The sequence below is a fragment of the Lysinibacillus zambalensis genome, from assembly GCF_040183165.1.
GTDB lineage: Bacteria > Bacillota > Bacilli > Bacillales_A > Planococcaceae > Lysinibacillus > Lysinibacillus zambalensis.
The window spans coordinates 44,370-62,549 of sequence record NZ_JBEGDG010000003.1 but is presented as its reverse complement, the minus strand read 5'-3'; the positions used below and the strand labels follow the sequence as shown (position 1 = coordinate 62,549).

The following is an 18,180-nucleotide window of genomic DNA, read 5'->3' as shown; positions in this document are numbered from 1 at the left end:
AAAATATTTTAACTTAAAATAGCATTTTTTTGTACTAATACAGCAGTATTTTGTAACTATTTTATAGATTAAATAGAATAAAATAATTGTAGTAAATAATAATTTGAAATTTCAGACAATTATTTACTGAAACAGGAAGGGAGAGCTGAAATATGGCAGAAGTAGGGAGTCATGATTATGAATATGTGGAAGCTGGAACTATCGATGTTAAGGATCTTCCACCACTAGATGCAACTACTAACAAAATTATGAAAGATGAGTTTACTACAGGTTTTAGCTTAACGGTATTTTATTTCATTTTAATTTTTAGTATTCCGGTTATGAACTGGTTTGCTCCAGAGCTTGCTTTCAAGAAAATTTTGGGCGGTATGACAGTAACATGGTTTGTGACAACCGTCGTGATGATGGTAATGGCTTTTATTATTGCGTATGTGCATACAACATTGTACGAGAAGCGCCTTAAGAAATACGAAACACTGAATAAGTAGTTTTAGCTAAGGGGGATATGTAGAATGATGAAAGCTCTATTAGAACCGAAGATGTTAATGACTATTGCTTTAATGGGGACAATTGTATACATTACGTATTTAACGAAAAGAAATGCAACAGCATCCGATTTCTTTGTTGGGGGACGAAGTTTTGGATGGTTTACAAATGGTTCGGCAATTGGGGGAGACTATTTAAGTGCTGCTACATTTCTCGGGATAGCCGGTTTGACTTTCCAATTAGGGTATGACGGTGCTTACTATGCATTTTGCTTCTCCATCGGATTGACGTTGCTAGCTATTTTTGTGGCAGGCCCGTTAAGAAGATTTGGGGCATTTACCGTTGCCGATTTTTTAGCTTATCGTTTTCATAGTAGACGAGCTCGGCTAGTAGCAGTAGCTGTTGTTTTGGCGATTTCTGGTTTTTATGCAGCGCCACAATTATTAGGGGCGGCACAAATTTTAAGTATGTTTTTTGGGACTTCATATGAATTCGGCATTATCTTTACATGTATTGTAATGGTTTTCTATGTAGGAATAGGCGGTATGAAAGGAACAACAATCAACCAAGCTTTAGAGCTTTGGATTCGTCTTGGAGCGTTTGCTGTTATGTTGATTGCGGCAATGTATAGTGGTTTGCATTACGATAAGATTTTAGCTGCTATTAATTCATTCAGCGGTCCTATTACAGGAACATCACCATATGCCTTAGATGGAAATAATGTTAATTTTGATGGTGCTGCTTGGACGGGAACAGGTTTCTATTTCCCAACATTTTGGCAAACTATCAGTATGACAATTGGTTTAGCGCTAGGTACAATTGGTCTGCCACATATTCTACTAAGATTCTATACGAATCCAAGTGCGAAGGCGGCTCGTAAATCAGCATTGATGGCGATTGGGATTGCCAGTACGTTTTTCTTATTAGCAGTATATTTAGGAGTTGTAGGTCGTTCTATTTTTATCTCGGGTACAGCAAGTGAGGAAGTCATGCGTGATCTAGTGCTTGGTGGGAACAATATGGTGATTCCTACAACAGCACTTGCACTAGGAGGTAAATGGCTGCTTGGACTAGTCATAGCAGGTGCGTTTGCGGCCATATTCTCAAATTTATCAGGGTTATTTATTACAAGCTCAGGTGCATTAGCCCATGATTTATATGCAAGCGTTATGAAAAAGGATATTACAGAAAAACAACGAGTAGTTGCAGGGAAAGTGCCATCGTTTTATTAGGTATTTTATATGGAGCATTGGGTTTACTAGTTAAGGATGCATCCATTGGCCATTTAGTGGCACTTGCCTTTACTGTTGCGGCGAGTACATTTACACCAATATTTATTTTAGGTATTTGGTGGAGAGGAATGACAGAAAAAGGAGCAATTGCGGGTTTACTCATTGGTCTTGGTGTATCGATGTGGATGATTTTTCTTCCAGGAACATTACCAAGCTTCTTACAATTTAAAATCCCAGGCATCATCACAGTGCCTGTAGGATTCTTATCCGTTATTATTGTGTCATTATTAGATCGAAAAGTACCGGCTGATGTCAATGATTTCATGAAGCGTGTGCATTCAAAAGAGTCTGAAACAGCTTAAAACGGTATAATTTGAATAAAAATTGATAAGCTATTGCCATTACTTATGAAGTGATGGCGATAGCTTTTTTATTGAAGTGAAGTTGACGGCAGAAAAAAGAGCAGGCAACGGATAAAACAGCCAGAGTGACGGAAAGAAAACAGGTCGACGGAAAGAACAGCCAGAGTGACGGAAAGAAGAGTCGAAGCGACGGAAAGAACAGCCGAAGCGACGGAAAGAAGACAGGTCGACGGATAGAATAGCTAGAGTGACGGAAAGAAGAGTCGAAGCGACGGATAAAACAGCCGAAGTGACGGAAAGAAGACAGGTCGACGGATAGAATAGCTAGAGTGACGGAAAGAAGAGTCGAAGCGACGGATAGAACAGACAAAGCGACGGAAAGAAGAAAGGTCGATGGATAGAATAGCTAGAGTGACGGAAAGAAGAGTCGAAGCGACGGATAAAACAGCAAGAGTGACGGAAAGAACAGTCGAAACGACGGAAAGAACAGTCGAAACTACGGAAAGCACACCCAAATCCAAGCAAAAATCAACCCTACAATATGGTGATGACCTATATTTTCATGCTATATTAGTTATTCTGAGATGGGCTGTTATGGTAGAATAGGTTAGATGTTGAGCGAACGGAGGAGTGTCTGTGTATAAATATTATGGATTAGCCGCATTCGTGATTCTTTTAGATCAATGGACAAAGTGGCTGATTGTGAAAAATATGGAGTTTGGTGAACGAATTTCAGTATGGGATCCATGGTTTGGGATATTGTCTCATCGAAATAGAGGAGCAGCATGGGGAATGTTAGAAGGCCAAATGTGGTTATTTAGCATTGTCACGATAGGTGTTATTTGTGCCATTCTATACTTTTATCATAAAGAGGCTAAAGGTAAACCGATTTTTCAAGTTGGCCTAATGTTTTTATTAGGCGGAGCTATAGGGAATTTTATTGACCGTATATTTAGAGGTGAAGTGGTCGATTTTGTAAGTGTATTAATTCCAGTAATTAATTATGATTTCCCGATCTTTAATATTGCGGATGCAGCTTTAACAATGGCGGTAGTAATATTAATGATTGGCATAATAATGGAAGATAAAAAAGGAAAGAAACAGGTGAAAAAATGACGCAAGTATCATATACAATGGAAGAACAACAAAAGGGAGAGCGCATTGATAAGGCGCTTTCGAGTGTGCAATCAGAGTGGTCGCGTACACAAATTGGTAATTGGATTACTGATGGTATTATTAAAGTAAATGGAGAGACTGTAAAGGCGAAGTATAAGGTAAAAGTAGGGGATGTTGTAGAAATCGATGTACCTGAAGCGGAGCCATTAGATGTCATTGCTGAAAACTTAGATCTTGATATTGTTTATGAAGATGCGGATGTCCTTGTTGTGAATAAACCAAAGGGCATGGTTGTCCATCCAGCACCTGGACATATGACGGGTACACTCGTTAATGGTTTAATGTACCATTGTAAGGATTTATCGGGTATCAATGGCATTATGCGTCCGGGAATTGTGCATCGTATTGATAAAGATACATCAGGATTATTGATGGTGGCTAAAAATGATGCAGCTCATGAATCGTTAGTGAATCAGCTAGTCAATAAAACAGTGACACGTAAATATACTGCGCTCGTTCACGGGCATATTGCACATGATAAAGGAACAATTGATGCACCTATTGGTCGAGATCAAAAAGATCGTCAAAAACAAGCAGTTGTCGACAAAGGTAAGCATGCAGTAACCCACTTCCAAGTTATCGAACGCTTTGGCGACTATTCATTACTAGAATGTCGTTTAGAAACAGGACGCACGCACCAAATTCGTGTCCATATGAATTATATTGGATTCCCACTTGTTGGTGACCCAAAATATGGACCGAAAAAGACGATCGACTTTGGTGGACAAGTATTACATGCGGGTGTATTAGGCTTCGATCATCCTACATCAGGTGAATATTTGCAGTTCGAAGCGCAACTTCCTGCTGATTATGAACAATTATTACTAGATTTAAGAAATAAGCATTGACGTATAGGTAAAGAAGGTCTATACTAACAAAAGTGAATGAACAACTTAACTAAATATTCACCTTTAATGGCAGTCCAGAGAGGCTGAGAAGGTACATGTGAAAGTGTTGCGAAAAATTTGTGCTGCAAATTTTTTTTAACACGCTATTTAAACACGTATATAACCCTCTCAGGCTATTCGCCTCGAGAGGTTTTTTTATGGACACATGACCCAATAATAGATAGAAGAGAGGAGGAAACTTACATGGCACAAAATGAGTTATTAGATGGACCATCTATGGCAAGAGCGTTAACGCGCATAGCACACGAAATTATTGAACGCAATAAAGGGATCGACGAATGTATTTTAGTTGGTATTAAAACGCGAGGTGCCTATCTTGCAAGACGCCTAGCAGAACGGATTGAAAAAATTGAAGGCAAACCAATCCGTACGGGGGAGCTTGACATCACTCTCTATCGAGATGATTTAACGACAAAGCATGATAATGAACAGGCACATGTTGAGCAAGTCGATATCGATTATGAGGTCGTCAATCAAAAAATTATTTTAGTCGATGATGTACTCTATACGGGAAGAACAGTACGCGCAGCGCTAGATGCAGTGATGGATCTAGGGAGACCAGGTCAAATTCAACTTGCAGTACTGATCGACAGAGGGCATAGAGAGCTACCAATAAGAGCTGATTATGTTGGTAAAAATGTTCCGACATCTGGAGCTGAACGTATAGTCGTAAATTTACAAGAAGTAGACGGAGAAGATTGCGTCATTATTTATAAAGAAGACTAACTTAAAGTGAGGAAACATTATGTCAAATGCAGTATTAGATGTTAAAGATAAACCGACCCCAGTCCAACTAGTGACATTAAGTTTCCAGCACATGTTCGCCATGTTTGGGTCAACGATCTTAGTTCCTCAGTTGGTTGGTCTTAGTCCAGCGATTGCTCTATTAACGAGTGGGATTGCTACACTGTTCTTCTTATTAATTACGAAATTTCAAGTACCTGCTTATTTAGGGTCATCATTTGCCTTTATTGCGCCGATTTTACTAGCGGCAGGTGGCTTAAATAAAGATGGTTCCAGTGTAAATCCTGGTCATGCAATGATTGGTGCTATGGCAGTAGGGATTACATATGGCATCGTATCCCTTATCATCTGGAAAAGCGGCTATAAATGGATTATGAAAATTTTACCACCAATTGTGGTGGGCCCTGTCATTATGGTAATAGGTCTTGGACTATCAGGGACAGCGGTCAATATGGCGATGAATGTAGATGGGAAATATAACTTTTTACACTTCTCAGCAGCGCTAGTGACTTTATTTACAGCCATTATTTTCACGATTGCCTTTAAAGGCATTTTAAGCACAATGCCAATCTTAATTGGCTTAATCGTAGGATATGTTTACTCAATGATGATCGACATAGTTGATTACTCACCAATTGCGAAAGCTGATTTCTTTGCACTACCTGACTTCTTAATCCCAGGTGTGCACTATGAGTTTGAAATCACAACAACGCTGCTCCTAACAATGGTGCCAATCGTTATCGTAACGATTTCCGAGCATATTGGTCACCAGTTAGTATTAGGTAAAGTGGTCAATCGAGATTATATTAAAGAGCCAGGCTTACATCGTTCGTTATTAGGGGACGGTCTTGGTACATTTATTAGTGCACTAATCGGTGGTCCGCCGAAAACAACTTACGGTGAAAATATCGGTGTCCTTGCGATCACTCGAGTTTACAGTGTGTATGTCATTGCAGGTGCAGCAGTCGTAGCCATTTTACTGTCATTCTTCGGGAAAGCAATGGCAGTTATTGCAACAATTCCAACAGCTGTACTTGGTGGGGTTTCCATCTTACTCTTCGGTATAATTGCAGCAAGTGGATTACGAATGTTAGTGGATAACCATATCGACTTTGGTAATAGTCGTAACTTGGTCATCGCCTCAGTTATTTTGGTCATCGGTATCGGTGGTGCGAAGTTCGTTGTTTCAGAATCACTAAGTATCGAAGGTATGGCATTAGCAGCGATTATCGGTGTTCTTTTAAATGCCATCTTACCAGGTAAAAAAGAAGCGGATATACCAATACCGTACAATCAAAATAAAAATTCATAAAAGTACCTTTTAATGAATTGTCCAGAGAGGCAAAAAAAGGGAAGTTGTAGACAGTCTAAAAGTAGGAATGGATCCTGCTGTAGTTTGTCGCGCCTCCTTATGCCTCGTTGATGACATCAACGGGGCTTTTATTTTAGAAAACGTTTCATAACGTTCATGAAACACACCCTACGGAGGTTACAATGAAGAACTTATTATCGATGGAACATTTAACAATTGAAGAAATTAACCACATTCTAGATCGTGCGCAAGCCTTTGAGAATGGTGAGGCATCATCGTTATCTCGCCCATACAACGTTGCAAATTTATTTTTTGAACCAAGTACGCGCACGAAAACAAGCTTTGAAATGGCAGAGCGCAAAGTTGGCTGTACCGTTATCCCGTTTGACGGTAGCTTTTCGAGCGTCTCTAAAGGAGAGACATTGTACGATACGGTAAAGACGTTAGAAATGATTGGTATAGACGCAGTAGTCATTCGCGCAAAGGAAGATGCGTATTACAATGAACTACTTGAAGGCATCGATGTGTCAATTATTAACGGAGGTGACGGCACTGGTCAGCATCCGTCTCAATCACTATTAGATCTTTATACAATCAAAAAAGAGTTTGGTTCTTTTGAAGGGTTAAATGTGACAATCGCTGGAGATATATGCCATAGCCGTGTAGCGAAATCGAATGCGTTAGCGTTACAACGACTAGGGGCAAATGTTCATTTCCTTTGTCCGGAAGAGTGGCAAGGAAGTTTCGAAGCGCATCATTCTTGGGATGATTTAATCGAAATAAGCGATGTGATTATGTTACTTCGTGTGCAGCATGAACGTCATAAAGTAAATAAAAGCTTCTCAAAAGAGGGCTATCATGAAGAGTACGGTTTAACAGTTGAACGTGAGAAACAAATGAAAGAAAAGGCAATTATCATGCATCCAGCACCGGTCAATCGTGATGTAGAAATTGCTTCGGAGCTAGTAGAATGCGAGCGTTCTAGAATTTTCGAGCAAGTTCGAAATGGTGTTTATACACGAATGGCTATTGTAGAAACAATTTTAAAGGGGAGAGAGTAACATGACAAAAGTTCTTCAAAATGTACAAATGGTAAATGAACAAGGCGAGCTACAAACAGTAAATATCGCGATGGTAGAAGGCAAAATTACTGAAATAGGTCAAAATGTAACTGTAGCAGGCGCAGAAGTAATCGAAGGAAATGGTTTAGTTGTTGCACCAGGCTTTGTGGATGTTCACACACATTTACGTGAGCCGGGCTTTGAACATAAAGAAACAATTGCTACAGGTTCAGCATCAGCAGCAAAAGGCGGCTTCACAACAATTTGCGCGATGCCAAATACAAAACCAGTACCAGATTCAGTAGAAAATATGCAGCTAATTAACGGTCTTATTAAAGAAAGTGCAGCAATTCGAGTACTTCCATACGGCTCATTAACAAGGGACATCTCAGGTGAGGTTCGTACAAATATTGAAGAATTAAAAGCACATGGAGCAGTCGCATTTTCAGATGATGGTGTTGGGATCCAACTTGCATCAACAATGTATGAGCAAATGAAGGATGCAGCACAGCACGATGTGGTTGTTGTCGCACACTGTGAAGATAACTCATTAATTTACGACGGCGTAATGCATGAAGGAAAACGTAATAAAGAGCTTGGTTTACCAGGAATTCCATCGATTTGTGAATCCGTTCAAATTGCCCGAGATGTTCTACTGGCAGAAGCAGCTGGAGCACGCTACCACGTATGTCACGTATCAACGAAGGAATCTGTACGTGCAGTACGAGATGCGAAAGCAGCAGGAATACGTGTCACAGCAGAAGTTTGCCCACACCATTTATTACTTGAAGAAATGGATATTCCATCGGATGATGCAAACTGGAAAATGAATCCTCCGTTACGTGGGATTGATGATAAAGACTCACTTCACGCAGCGCTGCTAGACGGCACGATCGATTGTATCGCTACAGACCATGCTCCACATACAGTAGAAGAAAAATGCTGTGGTATGGTTGGTGCACCATTTGGCATTGTAGGCTTCGAAACAGCATTCCCACTGCTTTACACGCAGTTTGTAGAAACCGGAAAATGGACTTTAAAACAGTTGATTGACTGGATGTCTGTAAAGGCAGCTCAAATTTTTGATCTACCATATGGCACATTAGAAGTTGGAGCTTCAGCAGATATGATTTTAATAGATTTAAATAAAGAGCAAACAATTGATGCAGAAGGCTTTGTATCAAAAGGACGCAATACACCATTCAATGGTTGGACTGCAAAAGGATGGCCGGTCCTTACAATTTTTGAAGGCAATATCGTATACCAGGAGGTAGAGTAATGAAAAAACGTTTACTTATTTTAGAAGATGGCACAGTATTTACAGGTACAGCGTTCGGTAGTGAGCGCGCTTCACAAGGTGAGGTTGTATTCACAACAGGGATGACAGGTTATCAGGAAACAATTTCAGATCCTTCATTCTACGGACAAATTGTAACGTTAACTTACCCTTTAATCGGTAATTACGGTATTAACCGTGATGATTTTGAATCAATCTCACCAGCTATTCGTGGATTTGTAGTCCGTGAATTAGCAAAAACACCTTCAAACTTCCGCTGTGACTTAACAGTAGATGAGTACTTAACATCCAAGGATATCCCAGGGATTGAAGGAATCGATACACGAAAATTAACACGCATTATTCGCAGTAAAGGTTCAGTAAAAGCTATTTTAACAGCGGCTGATGAAGAAGTGAATGTAGATGAAATCGTAGCGAAATTACAGGTAACACCTGAGATTACACATCATGTTCGTGAAGTATCACCGAAAGCAGCTTACCCATCACCTGGTCGTGGCAAACGCGTCGTATTAATTGACTATGGTATGAAGCACGGTATTCTTCGTGAGTTAAACAAACGTGATTGCGACGTACTCGTTGTCCCTTACAATACTTCAGCAGAAGAAATTTTAGCGTGGCTTCCAGATGGCATTATGCTGTCAAACGGTCCAGGTAACCCTGAAGATGTAGCAGAAAGCGTTGAAACAGTACGCAATTTAATCGGAAAAGTGCCAATGTTCGGTATTTGCTTAGGTCACCAAATCTTCTCGCTAGCATGCGGTGCGCGAAGCTATAAACTACCATTCGGTCACCGTGGTGGTAACCATCCAGTAAAAGATTTACGCACAGGCCGTACAGACTTAACATCTCAAAATCATGGTTATGCAATCGACATCGATTCATTAAAAGATACAGATTTAGAAATTACACATATTGCATTAAATGATGGTACTTGTGAAGGTGTACGTCACAAGAAATATCCAGTCTTCACAGTGCAATATCACCCAGAAGCATCACCAGGTCCAGAGGATTCAAATCACTTATTTGATGAATTTATCGAAATGATGGAAGTAGAAGCAGGGAAGGGGAAACAACATGCCTAAACGTACAGATATTAAAACTATTTTAGTAATCGGATCAGGTCCAATCGTGATCGGACAAGCAGCAGAATTTGACTACGCAGGAACACAAGCTTGTCTTTCTTTAAAAGAAGAAGGTTACCACGTTATTTTAATAAACTCAAACCCTGCAACAATTATGACAGATACAGAAATTGCAGACAAAGTATATATTGAGCCAATTACACTTGAGTTTGTATCAAGAATTCTACGTAAAGAGCGTCCAGATGCCATCCTACCAACACTTGGTGGTCAAACTGGTTTAAACATGGCCATCGAATTAGATAAATCAGGAATTTTAGATGAGCTTAATATTGAAATTCTTGGTACAAAATTAGAAGCTATCCATAAAGCGGAAGACCGCGATCTTTTCCGTAATTTAATGTATGAGCTAGGTGCTCCAGTACCTGAATCAGATATTATCCATAACTTAGACGAAGCGAAAAACTTTGTAGCGAAAATTGGTTACCCAGTAATTGTTCGTCCTGCCTTCACACTTGGTGGTACAGGCGGCGGTATTTGCTACAACGACCAAGATCTAGAGGAAATCGTTACATCTGGTCTAAAATATTCACCAGTAACACAATGTTTACTAGAAAAATCGATTGCTGGTTATAAAGAGATTGAATATGAAGTAATGCGTGATGCTGCTGACAACGCCATCGTTGTATGTAACATGGAAAACGTTGACCCAGTTGGGATTCATACAGGTGACTCAATTGTAGTAGCACCTACACAAACACTTTCAGATCGTGAAAACCAAATGCTACGTAATATCTCTTTAGATATTATCCGTGCACTGAAAATCGAAGGTGGCTGTAACGTACAGTTAGCACTTGATCCATATAGCTTCAATTACTATGTGATCGAAGTAAACCCTCGTGTATCGCGTTCATCAGCATTAGCGTCAAAAGCAACAGGTTATCCAATTGCTAAGCTAGCAGCAAAAATCGCAGTTGGTTTAACATTAGATGAAATCAAAAACCCTGTAACAGGTTCTACGTATGCTTGCTTCGAGCCAGCTCTAGACTACATCGTTGCGAAAATTCCACGCTGGCCATTCGATAAATTCGAATCAGCAAAGCGTAATCTTGGTACACAAATGAAAGCGACTGGTGAAGTAATGGCACTTGGTCGTACATTTGAAGAAGCTATGCTAAAAGCAGTGCGCTCTCTTGAAACAGGTCAAGTTCATTTAGAGCTGAAACACGCAGAAGAAAATACGGATTCTTGGATTGAGAAACGTATCCGCAAAGCAGGTGATGAGCGTCTATTCTTCATCGGTGAAGCACTTCGTCGCGGTGTAACAATTGAGCAAATCCATGAATGGTCTGCCATTGACTTATTCTTCTTAAATAAATTCAAAAACATCGTAGATATGGAGCAAACACTTGCTGACAATAAAAACGATAAAGAAGTGATGCGTACAGCAAAACGTCTAGGCTTTGCAGATAAGAAAATTGCCGAGCTTTGGGAAACAACACCAGAAGAGATTTATGCATACCGTAAAGAAAATGGCATTATCCCTGTATATAAAATGGTTGATACTTGTGCAGCTGAGTTTGAATCTGAAACACCATACTTCTATGGCACATATGAAGATGAAAATGAATCGATTAAATCCGATAAGCCATCAGTAGTGGTACTTGGATCTGGTCCAATCCGCATTGGTCAAGGGGTAGAGTTCGACTACGCAACAGTACACTCAGTATGGGCAATTCAAGAAGCTGGCTACGAAGCAATTATAATAAACTCGAACCCAGAAACAGTATCAACTGACTTCTCGATTTCAGATAAATTATACTTCGAGCCATTAACAATCGAAGATGTAATGCATATTATCGACCTTGAGCAACCAATTGGTGTAGTTGTACAATTTGGTGGTCAAACAGCTATTAATCTAGCTGATAAATTAGCTGCCAATGGTGTGAAAATCCTAGGTACAACACTTGAAGATATCGACCGTGCAGAAAACCGAGACAAATTTGAGCAAGCATTACGTGACTTGGACATTCCACAACCACAAGGTCAAACAGCTGTATCTACGGAGGAAGCTCTTGCGATTAGTGAACGTTTAGGCTTCCCTGTACTAGTTCGTCCTTCATACGTGCTAGGTGGTCGTGCGATGGAAATTGTCTACAACCAAGAGGAATTAAAACACTATATGGAGAACGCGGTTGAAGCATCTCCAGATCATCCAGTATTAGTAGACCGCTACTTAACTGGTCAAGAAATCGAAGTAGATGCCATTTGTGACGGTGAAAATGTATTAATCCCAGGTATTATGGAGCATATCGAGCGTGCAGGGGTTCACTCTGGTGACTCTATCTCTGTATACCCTCCACAAAAATTAACACAAGCGCAAAAAGATACGCTAGTGGATTATACAACTCGCCTTGCAAAAGGTCTTGGCATCATAGGCTTAATGAACATTCAATATGTTATTTCTAAAGGCGAAGTATTTGTCATCGAGGTAAACCCTCGTTCATCTCGTACAGTACCGTTCTTAAGTAAAATTACAAACATTCCGATGGCGAATATTGCAACGAAAGCAATTCTTGGGAAATCAATCGTAGAGCAAGGCTATCCAACAGGCTTAGCGCCAGAGCAAAATGGTGTCTTCGTAAAAGTACCAGTATTCTCATTCGCTAAATTACGTCGTGTTGACATTACACTAGGGCCTGAAATGAAATCAACAGGTGAAGTAATGGGTAAAGATGCAACATTAGAAAAAGCACTATACAAAGGCTTAGTTGCAGCAGGTATGGAAATTCGCACAGAAGGCACAGTATTGTTCACAGTGTCCGATAAAGATAAAGAGGAAGCAATTGCACTTGCAAAACGCTTCTCAACAGTAGGCTACCGTATTGTCGCTACTGAAGGTACAGCTCAAGCGTTCGAAGTGGCTGGTGTACGCACAGATGTAGTTGGCAAAATCGGTGCAAAAGGTGAAACGTTAATCGATTTAATTCAAAACGGTGAGGCACAGCTTGTTGTCAACACATTAACGAAAGGGAAGCAACCGGCACGTGATGGCTTCCGAATTCGCCGCGAGTCTGTAGAAAACGGCGTACCTTGCTTAACTTCATTAGACACAGCAGAAGCGATGGTTCGTGTTATTGAATCAATGACATTCACAGCAGAACAAATGCCAAAAGCGGAGGTAGTACATTAATATGATTCGTCAAGAGAAAATGACGGTCGTCTCTCAAAAGCAAATCGCGACAAACATTTTCGAATTGACACTTCGTGGAGAACTGGTTCAGGATATGACACCTGGCCAGTTTGTCCATGTAAAGGTGTCAGATTCAATGGAGCCGCTTTTACGTCGACCAATTAGTATTGCAAACATAGATAAAGACAACAACGAATTTACAATGATTTATCGCGCGGAAGGTCGCGGAACTAAAGTGTTAGCGACAAATCGTGAAGGGCAGCTTGTCAATGTCCTTGGTCCGATCGGTAATGGGTTCCCAGTAGAAGCAGTAAAAGAGGGAGGCACAGCTCTACTAGTTGGTGGAGGCATCGGAGTACCTCCATTACACGAGCTTTCCAAGCAATTGAACGCACGTGGTGTAAAAACAATTCATGTCCTTGGCTTTCAAACGGAAGATGTATGCTTCTATGAGGAAGAATTCAGTGCCCTTGGAGAAACGCATTATGTAACGGTTGACGGCTCTAAAGGAACAAAAGGCTTTGTGACAAATGTTTTAGAATCTCGAGCACCAGAGTTCGATGTCTTTTATTCTTGCGGTCCTCTACCGATGTTAAAAGCACTTGAAGGCTTCTATCCAGAAAAAGAAGGTTATTTATCATTTGAAGAGCGTATGGGCTGCGGTATAGGTGCTTGTTTCGCATGTGTATGTAAAACAACAGATCAAGTAGCAAAAGACTATGTCAAAGTATGCTCTGACGGTCCAGTTTTCCCGAAAGGTACGGTGGCATTATGAGTCGTTTAAACATTCAATTACCAGGTTTAGATTTAAAAAATCCAATAATGCCAGCTTCCGGCTGCTTTGGCTTTGGACGTGAATATGCACAGCTTTATGATTTATCAAAGCTTGGCGCTATTATGATTAAAGCTACGACTGTGGAAACACGTCCTGGCAATCCAACTCCACGTGTCGCAGAAACAGCGGCAGGGATGTTGAATGCCATTGGTTTACAAAATCCCGGCATCGAAAAAGTAATGAACGAAGAATTAAAGTTTCTAGAAGCATATGATGTGCCAATTATTGCAAATGTTGCTGGTACAGAGACAGCTGACTACGTAGAAGTAGCGCAACGCATTTCTACTGCATCTAATGTGAAAGCATTAGAGCTTAACATTTCTTGCCCAAACGTTAAATGTGGTGGTATTCAATTTGGTACAGACCCTGCAACTGCACGTGAGCTAGTGGCAGCTGTAAAAGCTGTTTCCGAAGTGCCTGTATACGTGAAATTGTCTCCTAACGTAACGAATATCGTAGAAATTGCACAAGCTGTTGAAGCGGGCGGTGCAGATGGCATTACAATGATCAATACACTAATCGGTATGCGTCTAGACGAGCGTACAGGTAAGCCAGTGATTGCCAATGGGACAGGCGGCTTATCAGGTCCTGCCGTAAAGCCAGTGGCGATTCGTATGGTCTATGAGGTGTATAAGGCTGTCAATATTCCGATAATTGGGATGGGTGGAGTGTCAGAAGCGCAGGATGTTATAGACTTTATGTCGGCTGGTGCATCTGCAGTTGCTGTAGGAACAGCAAACTTTGTAGATCACTTCGTTTGTCCAACTATAATTGATGAACTACCAGCAAAGCTCGATCAATTAGGAGTAGAGCATATTTCAGAAATTATCGGAAGGAGCCACCGTTCATGAATACAAAACCAATACTTGCACTAGATTTCCCTGGAGATACAGAAGTAGTCAACTTTCTAAAGCATTTTAATGAGCCTCTCTTCGTGAAAATTGGTATGGAATTATATTTGCAGGAAGGTCCAGATATTGTCCGAAAAGTAAAAGATCTAGGTCATGATATTTTCCTTGATTTAAAGCTACACGATATTCCTAATACAGTGGGCTCTGCTATGAAAGGTCTAGCAAAATTAGGTGTAGATTTAGTCAACGTTCATGCGGCAGGCGGACGTCCGATGATGGAGGCAGCACTTGAAGGGCTTGAAGCGGGTACTCCTGCAGGGCGTGAACGTGCGGCATTAATTGCCGTAACACAGCTGACTTCAACAACAGAAGAGCAAATGCAAGCAGAGCAAAAAATTGCTTTATCTCTACAGGAATCTGTATTACATTACGCAAGCTTAACCAAACAGGCTGGCTTAAATGGTGTTGTCTGCTCCGTACATGAAGCAAAAGCGATTGCTGAAGTGTGCGGTGAAGATTTCTTACGTGTGACACCTGGTATTCGATTAGCAGGTGGCGACGCACACGATCAAAAACGCATCGCAACACCAGACGGCGCAAAACGTGACGGTTCTTCGTTAATCGTCGTTGGACGCGCCGTTACAGGTGCACAAGATCCAGTAGCAGCATATAAAATCGTAAGTGAATTATGGGAGGCATAAATATGACATTACAAAATGAAATCGCACACGCTATGTTAAAAGTAGGCGCAGTCGAACTAAATCCAACAGAACTATTCACATGGGCATCAGGCATCAAATCCCCAATTTACTGTGACACACGCCTAACAATTTCTGACCCTGTAATTCGTAAGCAATTAGCAAACGGTCTAGCATCTCTTATTAAAGAAAACTTTGGACCAACAGAAATCGTAGCAGGTACAGCAACAGCAGGCATTCCACATGCCGCTTGGGTAAGTGATATTTTAGGTTTGCCAATGGTTTATGTACGCTCTAAAGCAAAAGAGCATGGCCGTGGTAACCAAATCGAAGGAAAATACGTAGCAGGTCAAAAAGTCGTAGTAGTAGAAGATATCGTTTCTACAGGCGGCTCATCGATCACAGCAGTAGAAGCCTTACGCGCAGCAGGCTGTGAAGTACTAGGCGTTGTATGTGTCTACACATACAATCTTCCACGTGCTGAACAAGCATTTGAAGAGGCAGGCATTCAATATGTATCGCTAACAAATTTCGATTATTTAATTGAAGCAGCAAATGAATCAGGTGCTATTCAAGAAGACGACATTCCATTCTTAAAAGACTGGCATGGAAAGTTAAAAGCAGGCGAGCTTTAATGAAAAAAAGGGTGGTATGATAATTTATTCATACCACCCTTTCATTTGTTGAAACGCTATTGAAATTAAGGTGTCCTGTTAAATAAAGTTAGTCCTTGATCAAAACGAGGGGTTGATTTCCGTTAGGTTCGGCGCATTGTTGATGTTGATCATTAATTTAGTTTTATCGAAACACTTTCAAGAATTATCGACCAAATTTTGAAGTTTATCACCCAACTTTTCATTTTTATCGACATCCACCGTCCAAAGAGCAAAATAGGATTCATACACAAAACTGTGTGTGAATCCTTTTAAATTTACAGTAGCGGAGAAATGAGTCGCATAAGAGATTCGAGCATGCGTTTTTGAATACTTCGCTTTTGAAATGTTGCCCATGTAGTTTCTATGGAGTCTTTAAAGTCTTGTTCAAAATCATTTTTAATATCTAGAACCGTGTTAGATTCATATAAGACTGCAATGAGTTCATAATTTAGCTCAAAACTACGAATATCCATATTTGCTGTACCAATTGTTGCAACTTCATCATCAACAAGTACAATCTTAGCATGCATAAAAGCATCTTTAACGCGGTAAATGGAGACACCTGCTTTTAAAAGTGGTGTAAAGTATGATTGGGATGCTTGATCACTAATGATACTATCGCCTTTCCCGGGATATAAAATACGGACATCTACGCCAGAAAGTGCGCTCAAACGTAGTAATGTTAATGTTTCCTGATCAGGAATGAAGTATGGAGTAGCAATCCAAATGGATTTTTTTGCAGAGCCCATAATTTTCAATAAAGCATTCCGAATACTTGTATCTTCTGAGCTAGGTCCACTTGCAACGATTTGTACGGCACCTTCTGCCTGATGAGTTCCTTGACTTGGAAAGTATGAGTTATCCATAAATTGATTCCAAGACTCAGTATTTAAACTACTAGTGGCATAGAGATAATCTTCTAAGAAAATGGACTGTAGTTTATATAATGCTTTTCCTTCTATTTTTAAATGGCTATCACGCCAAATAGGAAACTTCTTCGAACGACCAAGATATTCATCCCCGACATTGAGTCCACCTGTAAACCCAATTGCCCCATCTACAATAACAATTTTACGGTGGTTACGATAATTGACGGTTTCTAATAGCCAAGGTGAAAGAATAGAATCAAACTCGACTACTTCAATTCCTGCTTCTTTCATTGGTTGTAAGAAACTCCTACGTAATTTACTACTTCCAAGTCCATCGTAAAGAAAGCGTATGATCACACCAGATTTTGCTTTTCTTATTAAGGCATCTCGAATTGAAGTGCCGATTTCATCTGATCGATAAATATAGTATTGAATATGAATATGATGTGTAGCATTTTCAATCGTTTGTAGGATTTCAGTAAATGTTTCATCTCCGTTTGTTAAGAGTTTTGTTGCTGTCTCATTAGCAAGAGGACCGCCGCCAAATTTTTGGATAACTTGTGCTAAATAGGTGGATCGTTCATTTAAAGGGCAAGAGGGTTCTAAATTAAAACTTCTTCCTGCTAAAAGTTCACGGAATAACTTTCTTTTTTCTTCTGAACGAGATAAATGTTTCTTTCTTCTCCAGCGACTTCTTCCGAATAGTAAGTACAGAAGTAAACCGATAACAGGGAGAATGGTTAATACTAAAAACCAAGCCAATGTACTTTGCGGGGAACGATTTTCAATAAAAATAATGAAGGCAATCCCGATAAGTGTGATAGGCCAAAGTAAGCCGATTAAGGTAGATAAGGGAATAATGGACTTATTTAAAAATATGAGCATAATTGCTGCTATTGTAAATACAAATAGCAATTGGACAACGCGATTTTTCATATGTATACATTTCACCTATTCTTTCTTACATATAATCAAGAGAAAGTTGTACTTTAATAGCTTTATGATAAAATGTATTCTTTTTTTTTACAATATAGACATTTCTGCACTCTTTTATTGTTGGTAATGAGAAATCAATATTGCTAATTTAAAATGCCTCCACTACTGCAATATCAAAAAAAAATTATATTGATCATTCTGAATCTTTTAGCTCAATTATGCCTTGGTTTAATTAGGTGTCCGTAATCGGATTTGTGCTTGTACAAAGACCCCCTTTCTTTTTTATGGTGCCCAAAAGTTTGCAACATACTGATATTTGGTAAGTTAAATAACATGAAATTGGCTCATCAGAGGGGCCTCCTTTAAAAGCGGAAAAAGTTTCAGAAGTTAAGACAAATGATTGCCAAAGAATTTAAATATTCCTACCAAAATCAATGATGACATTCTTCAATACATTTGGACGAGATTAATGATTCGTTTAAAGG

Annotated in this window: 17 protein-coding genes; 16 read left to right on the top strand and 1 reads right to left on the bottom strand. The window is 39.9% G+C overall.

Annotation, left to right across the window (positions count from 1 at the left end):
• Positions 1-152 precede the first annotated feature (152 nt).
• From ABNX05_RS05985 to pyrE, 16 genes are all read left to right on the top strand, one after another.
• Positions 153-488, top strand: a complete 336-nt coding sequence (locus ABNX05_RS05985; protein WP_349658911.1) for a hypothetical protein — start codon at positions 153-155, stop codon at positions 486-488.
• A gap of 24 nt (positions 489-512) precedes the next feature.
• Positions 513-1,718: a sodium/solute symporter gene (locus ABNX05_RS05980; RefSeq protein WP_349658910.1), complete on the top strand. Its 1,206-nt coding sequence runs from the start codon at positions 513-515 to the stop codon at positions 1,716-1,718.
• Between the two features lie 17 nt (positions 1,719-1,735).
• Entirely contained in the window at positions 1,736-2,080 is a 345-nt protein-coding gene (locus ABNX05_RS05975) for a sodium:solute symporter family transporter (RefSeq protein ID WP_349658909.1), read from the top strand.
• 393 nt (positions 2,081-2,473) lie between these two features.
• Positions 2,474-2,686 (top strand): hypothetical protein, encoded by a 213-nt coding sequence (locus tag ABNX05_RS05970; protein WP_349658908.1) that lies wholly within the window; start codon positions 2,474-2,476, stop codon positions 2,684-2,686.
• Between the two features lie 30 nt (positions 2,687-2,716).
• Positions 2,717-3,196, top strand: coding sequence for a signal peptidase II (gene lspA / locus ABNX05_RS05965; RefSeq protein WP_349658907.1), 480 nt, complete (start codon positions 2,717-2,719; stop codon positions 3,194-3,196).
• The gene (locus ABNX05_RS05960; protein WP_349658906.1) at positions 3,193-4,104 is read left to right on the top strand and encodes an RluA family pseudouridine synthase; all 912 of its coding nucleotides are present in this window, start codon (positions 3,193-3,195) and stop codon (positions 4,102-4,104) included. Before lspA ends, ABNX05_RS05960 begins: the two co-directional genes overlap by 4 nt.
• 243 nt (positions 4,105-4,347) lie before the next feature.
• Positions 4,348-4,890 (top strand): bifunctional pyr operon transcriptional regulator/uracil phosphoribosyltransferase PyrR, encoded by a 543-nt coding sequence (gene pyrR / locus ABNX05_RS05955; protein ID WP_349658905.1) that lies wholly within the window; start codon positions 4,348-4,350, stop codon positions 4,888-4,890.
• A gap of 19 nt (positions 4,891-4,909) precedes the next feature.
• Positions 4,910-6,220, top strand: coding sequence for a solute carrier family 23 protein (locus ABNX05_RS05950; RefSeq protein ID WP_349658904.1), 1,311 nt, complete (start codon positions 4,910-4,912; stop codon positions 6,218-6,220).
• Between the two features lie 182 nt (positions 6,221-6,402).
• A complete protein-coding gene (locus ABNX05_RS05945) occupies positions 6,403-7,281 on the top strand; it encodes an aspartate carbamoyltransferase catalytic subunit (RefSeq protein ID WP_349658903.1) in 879 nt (292 codons plus the stop codon).
• Between the two features lies 1 nt (position 7,282).
• Positions 7,283-8,560 (top strand): dihydroorotase, encoded by a 1,278-nt coding sequence (pyrC, locus tag ABNX05_RS05940; RefSeq protein WP_349658902.1) that lies wholly within the window; start codon positions 7,283-7,285, stop codon positions 8,558-8,560.
• The gene (locus ABNX05_RS05935) at positions 8,560-9,660 is read left to right on the top strand and encodes a carbamoyl phosphate synthase small subunit (protein ID WP_349658901.1); all 1,101 of its coding nucleotides are present in this window, start codon (positions 8,560-8,562) and stop codon (positions 9,658-9,660) included. The genes pyrC and ABNX05_RS05935 overlap by 1 nt, the downstream gene beginning before the upstream one ends.
• On the top strand, positions 9,653-12,850 hold the full coding sequence (gene carB, locus ABNX05_RS05930; protein ID WP_349658900.1) for a carbamoyl-phosphate synthase large subunit: 3,198 nt from the start codon (positions 9,653-9,655) through the stop codon (positions 12,848-12,850). Before ABNX05_RS05935 ends, carB begins: the two co-directional genes overlap by 8 nt.
• Before the next feature lies 1 nt (position 12,851).
• Positions 12,852-13,625, top strand: a complete 774-nt coding sequence (locus tag ABNX05_RS05925; protein WP_349658899.1) for a dihydroorotate dehydrogenase electron transfer subunit — start codon at positions 12,852-12,854, stop codon at positions 13,623-13,625.
• Positions 13,622-14,536 carry a dihydroorotate dehydrogenase gene (locus ABNX05_RS05920; protein WP_197141797.1) on the top strand — a complete coding sequence of 305 codons (915 nt, stop codon included), beginning with the start codon at positions 13,622-13,624 and terminating at the stop codon, positions 14,534-14,536. The genes ABNX05_RS05925 and ABNX05_RS05920 overlap by 4 nt, the downstream gene beginning before the upstream one ends.
• Positions 14,533-15,237, top strand: a complete 705-nt coding sequence (gene pyrF / locus ABNX05_RS05915) for an orotidine-5'-phosphate decarboxylase (protein WP_349658898.1) — start codon at positions 14,533-14,535, stop codon at positions 15,235-15,237. The genes ABNX05_RS05920 and pyrF overlap by 4 nt, the downstream gene beginning before the upstream one ends.
• A 2-nt stretch (positions 15,238-15,239) precedes the next feature.
• A complete protein-coding gene (gene pyrE, locus ABNX05_RS05910) occupies positions 15,240-15,869 on the top strand; it encodes an orotate phosphoribosyltransferase (RefSeq protein ID WP_349658897.1) in 630 nt (209 codons plus the stop codon).
• A gap of 296 nt (positions 15,870-16,165) precedes the next feature.
• Here pyrE and ABNX05_RS05905 read toward each other — a convergent pair whose 3' ends face one another.
• Complete coding sequence (locus tag ABNX05_RS05905; RefSeq protein WP_349658896.1) at positions 16,166-17,695, bottom strand: cardiolipin synthase; 1,530 nt, start codon at positions 17,693-17,695, stop codon at positions 16,166-16,168.
• Between the last annotated feature and the right edge of the window lie 485 nt (positions 17,696-18,180).

What these genes read in the sequence shown, in the direction of transcription:
- pyrF (WP_349658898.1), top strand. Translation starts at nt 14,533, where the DNA reads ATGAATACAAAACCAATACTTGCACTAGATTTCCCTGGAGATACAGAA.
- ABNX05_RS05950 (WP_349658904.1), top strand. Translation starts at nt 4,910, where the DNA reads ATGTCAAATGCAGTATTAGATGTTAAAGATAAACCGACCCCAGTCCAA.
- ABNX05_RS05905 (WP_349658896.1), bottom strand. Translation starts at nt 17,695, where the DNA reads ATGAAAAATCGCGTTGTCCAATTGCTATTTGTATTTACAATAGCAGCA.
- ABNX05_RS05960 (WP_349658906.1), top strand. Translation starts at nt 3,193, where the DNA reads ATGACGCAAGTATCATATACAATGGAAGAACAACAAAAGGGAGAGCGC.
- ABNX05_RS05945 (WP_349658903.1), top strand. Translation starts at nt 6,403, where the DNA reads ATGAAGAACTTATTATCGATGGAACATTTAACAATTGAAGAAATTAAC.
- ABNX05_RS05980 (WP_349658910.1), top strand. Translation starts at nt 513, where the DNA reads ATGATGAAAGCTCTATTAGAACCGAAGATGTTAATGACTATTGCTTTA.
- ABNX05_RS05920 (WP_197141797.1), top strand. Translation starts at nt 13,622, where the DNA reads ATGAGTCGTTTAAACATTCAATTACCAGGTTTAGATTTAAAAAATCCA.
- ABNX05_RS05985 (WP_349658911.1), top strand. Translation starts at nt 153, where the DNA reads ATGGCAGAAGTAGGGAGTCATGATTATGAATATGTGGAAGCTGGAACT.
- carB (WP_349658900.1), top strand. Translation starts at nt 9,653, where the DNA reads ATGCCTAAACGTACAGATATTAAAACTATTTTAGTAATCGGATCAGGT.
- ABNX05_RS05935 (WP_349658901.1), top strand. Translation starts at nt 8,560, where the DNA reads ATGAAAAAACGTTTACTTATTTTAGAAGATGGCACAGTATTTACAGGT.
- pyrE (WP_349658897.1), top strand. Translation starts at nt 15,240, where the DNA reads ATGACATTACAAAATGAAATCGCACACGCTATGTTAAAAGTAGGCGCA.
- ABNX05_RS05970 (WP_349658908.1), top strand. Translation starts at nt 2,474, where the DNA reads ATGGATAGAATAGCTAGAGTGACGGAAAGAAGAGTCGAAGCGACGGAT.
- pyrR (WP_349658905.1), top strand. Translation starts at nt 4,348, where the DNA reads ATGGCACAAAATGAGTTATTAGATGGACCATCTATGGCAAGAGCGTTA.
- ABNX05_RS05925 (WP_349658899.1), top strand. Translation starts at nt 12,852, where the DNA reads ATGATTCGTCAAGAGAAAATGACGGTCGTCTCTCAAAAGCAAATCGCG.
- pyrC (WP_349658902.1), top strand. Translation starts at nt 7,283, where the DNA reads ATGACAAAAGTTCTTCAAAATGTACAAATGGTAAATGAACAAGGCGAG.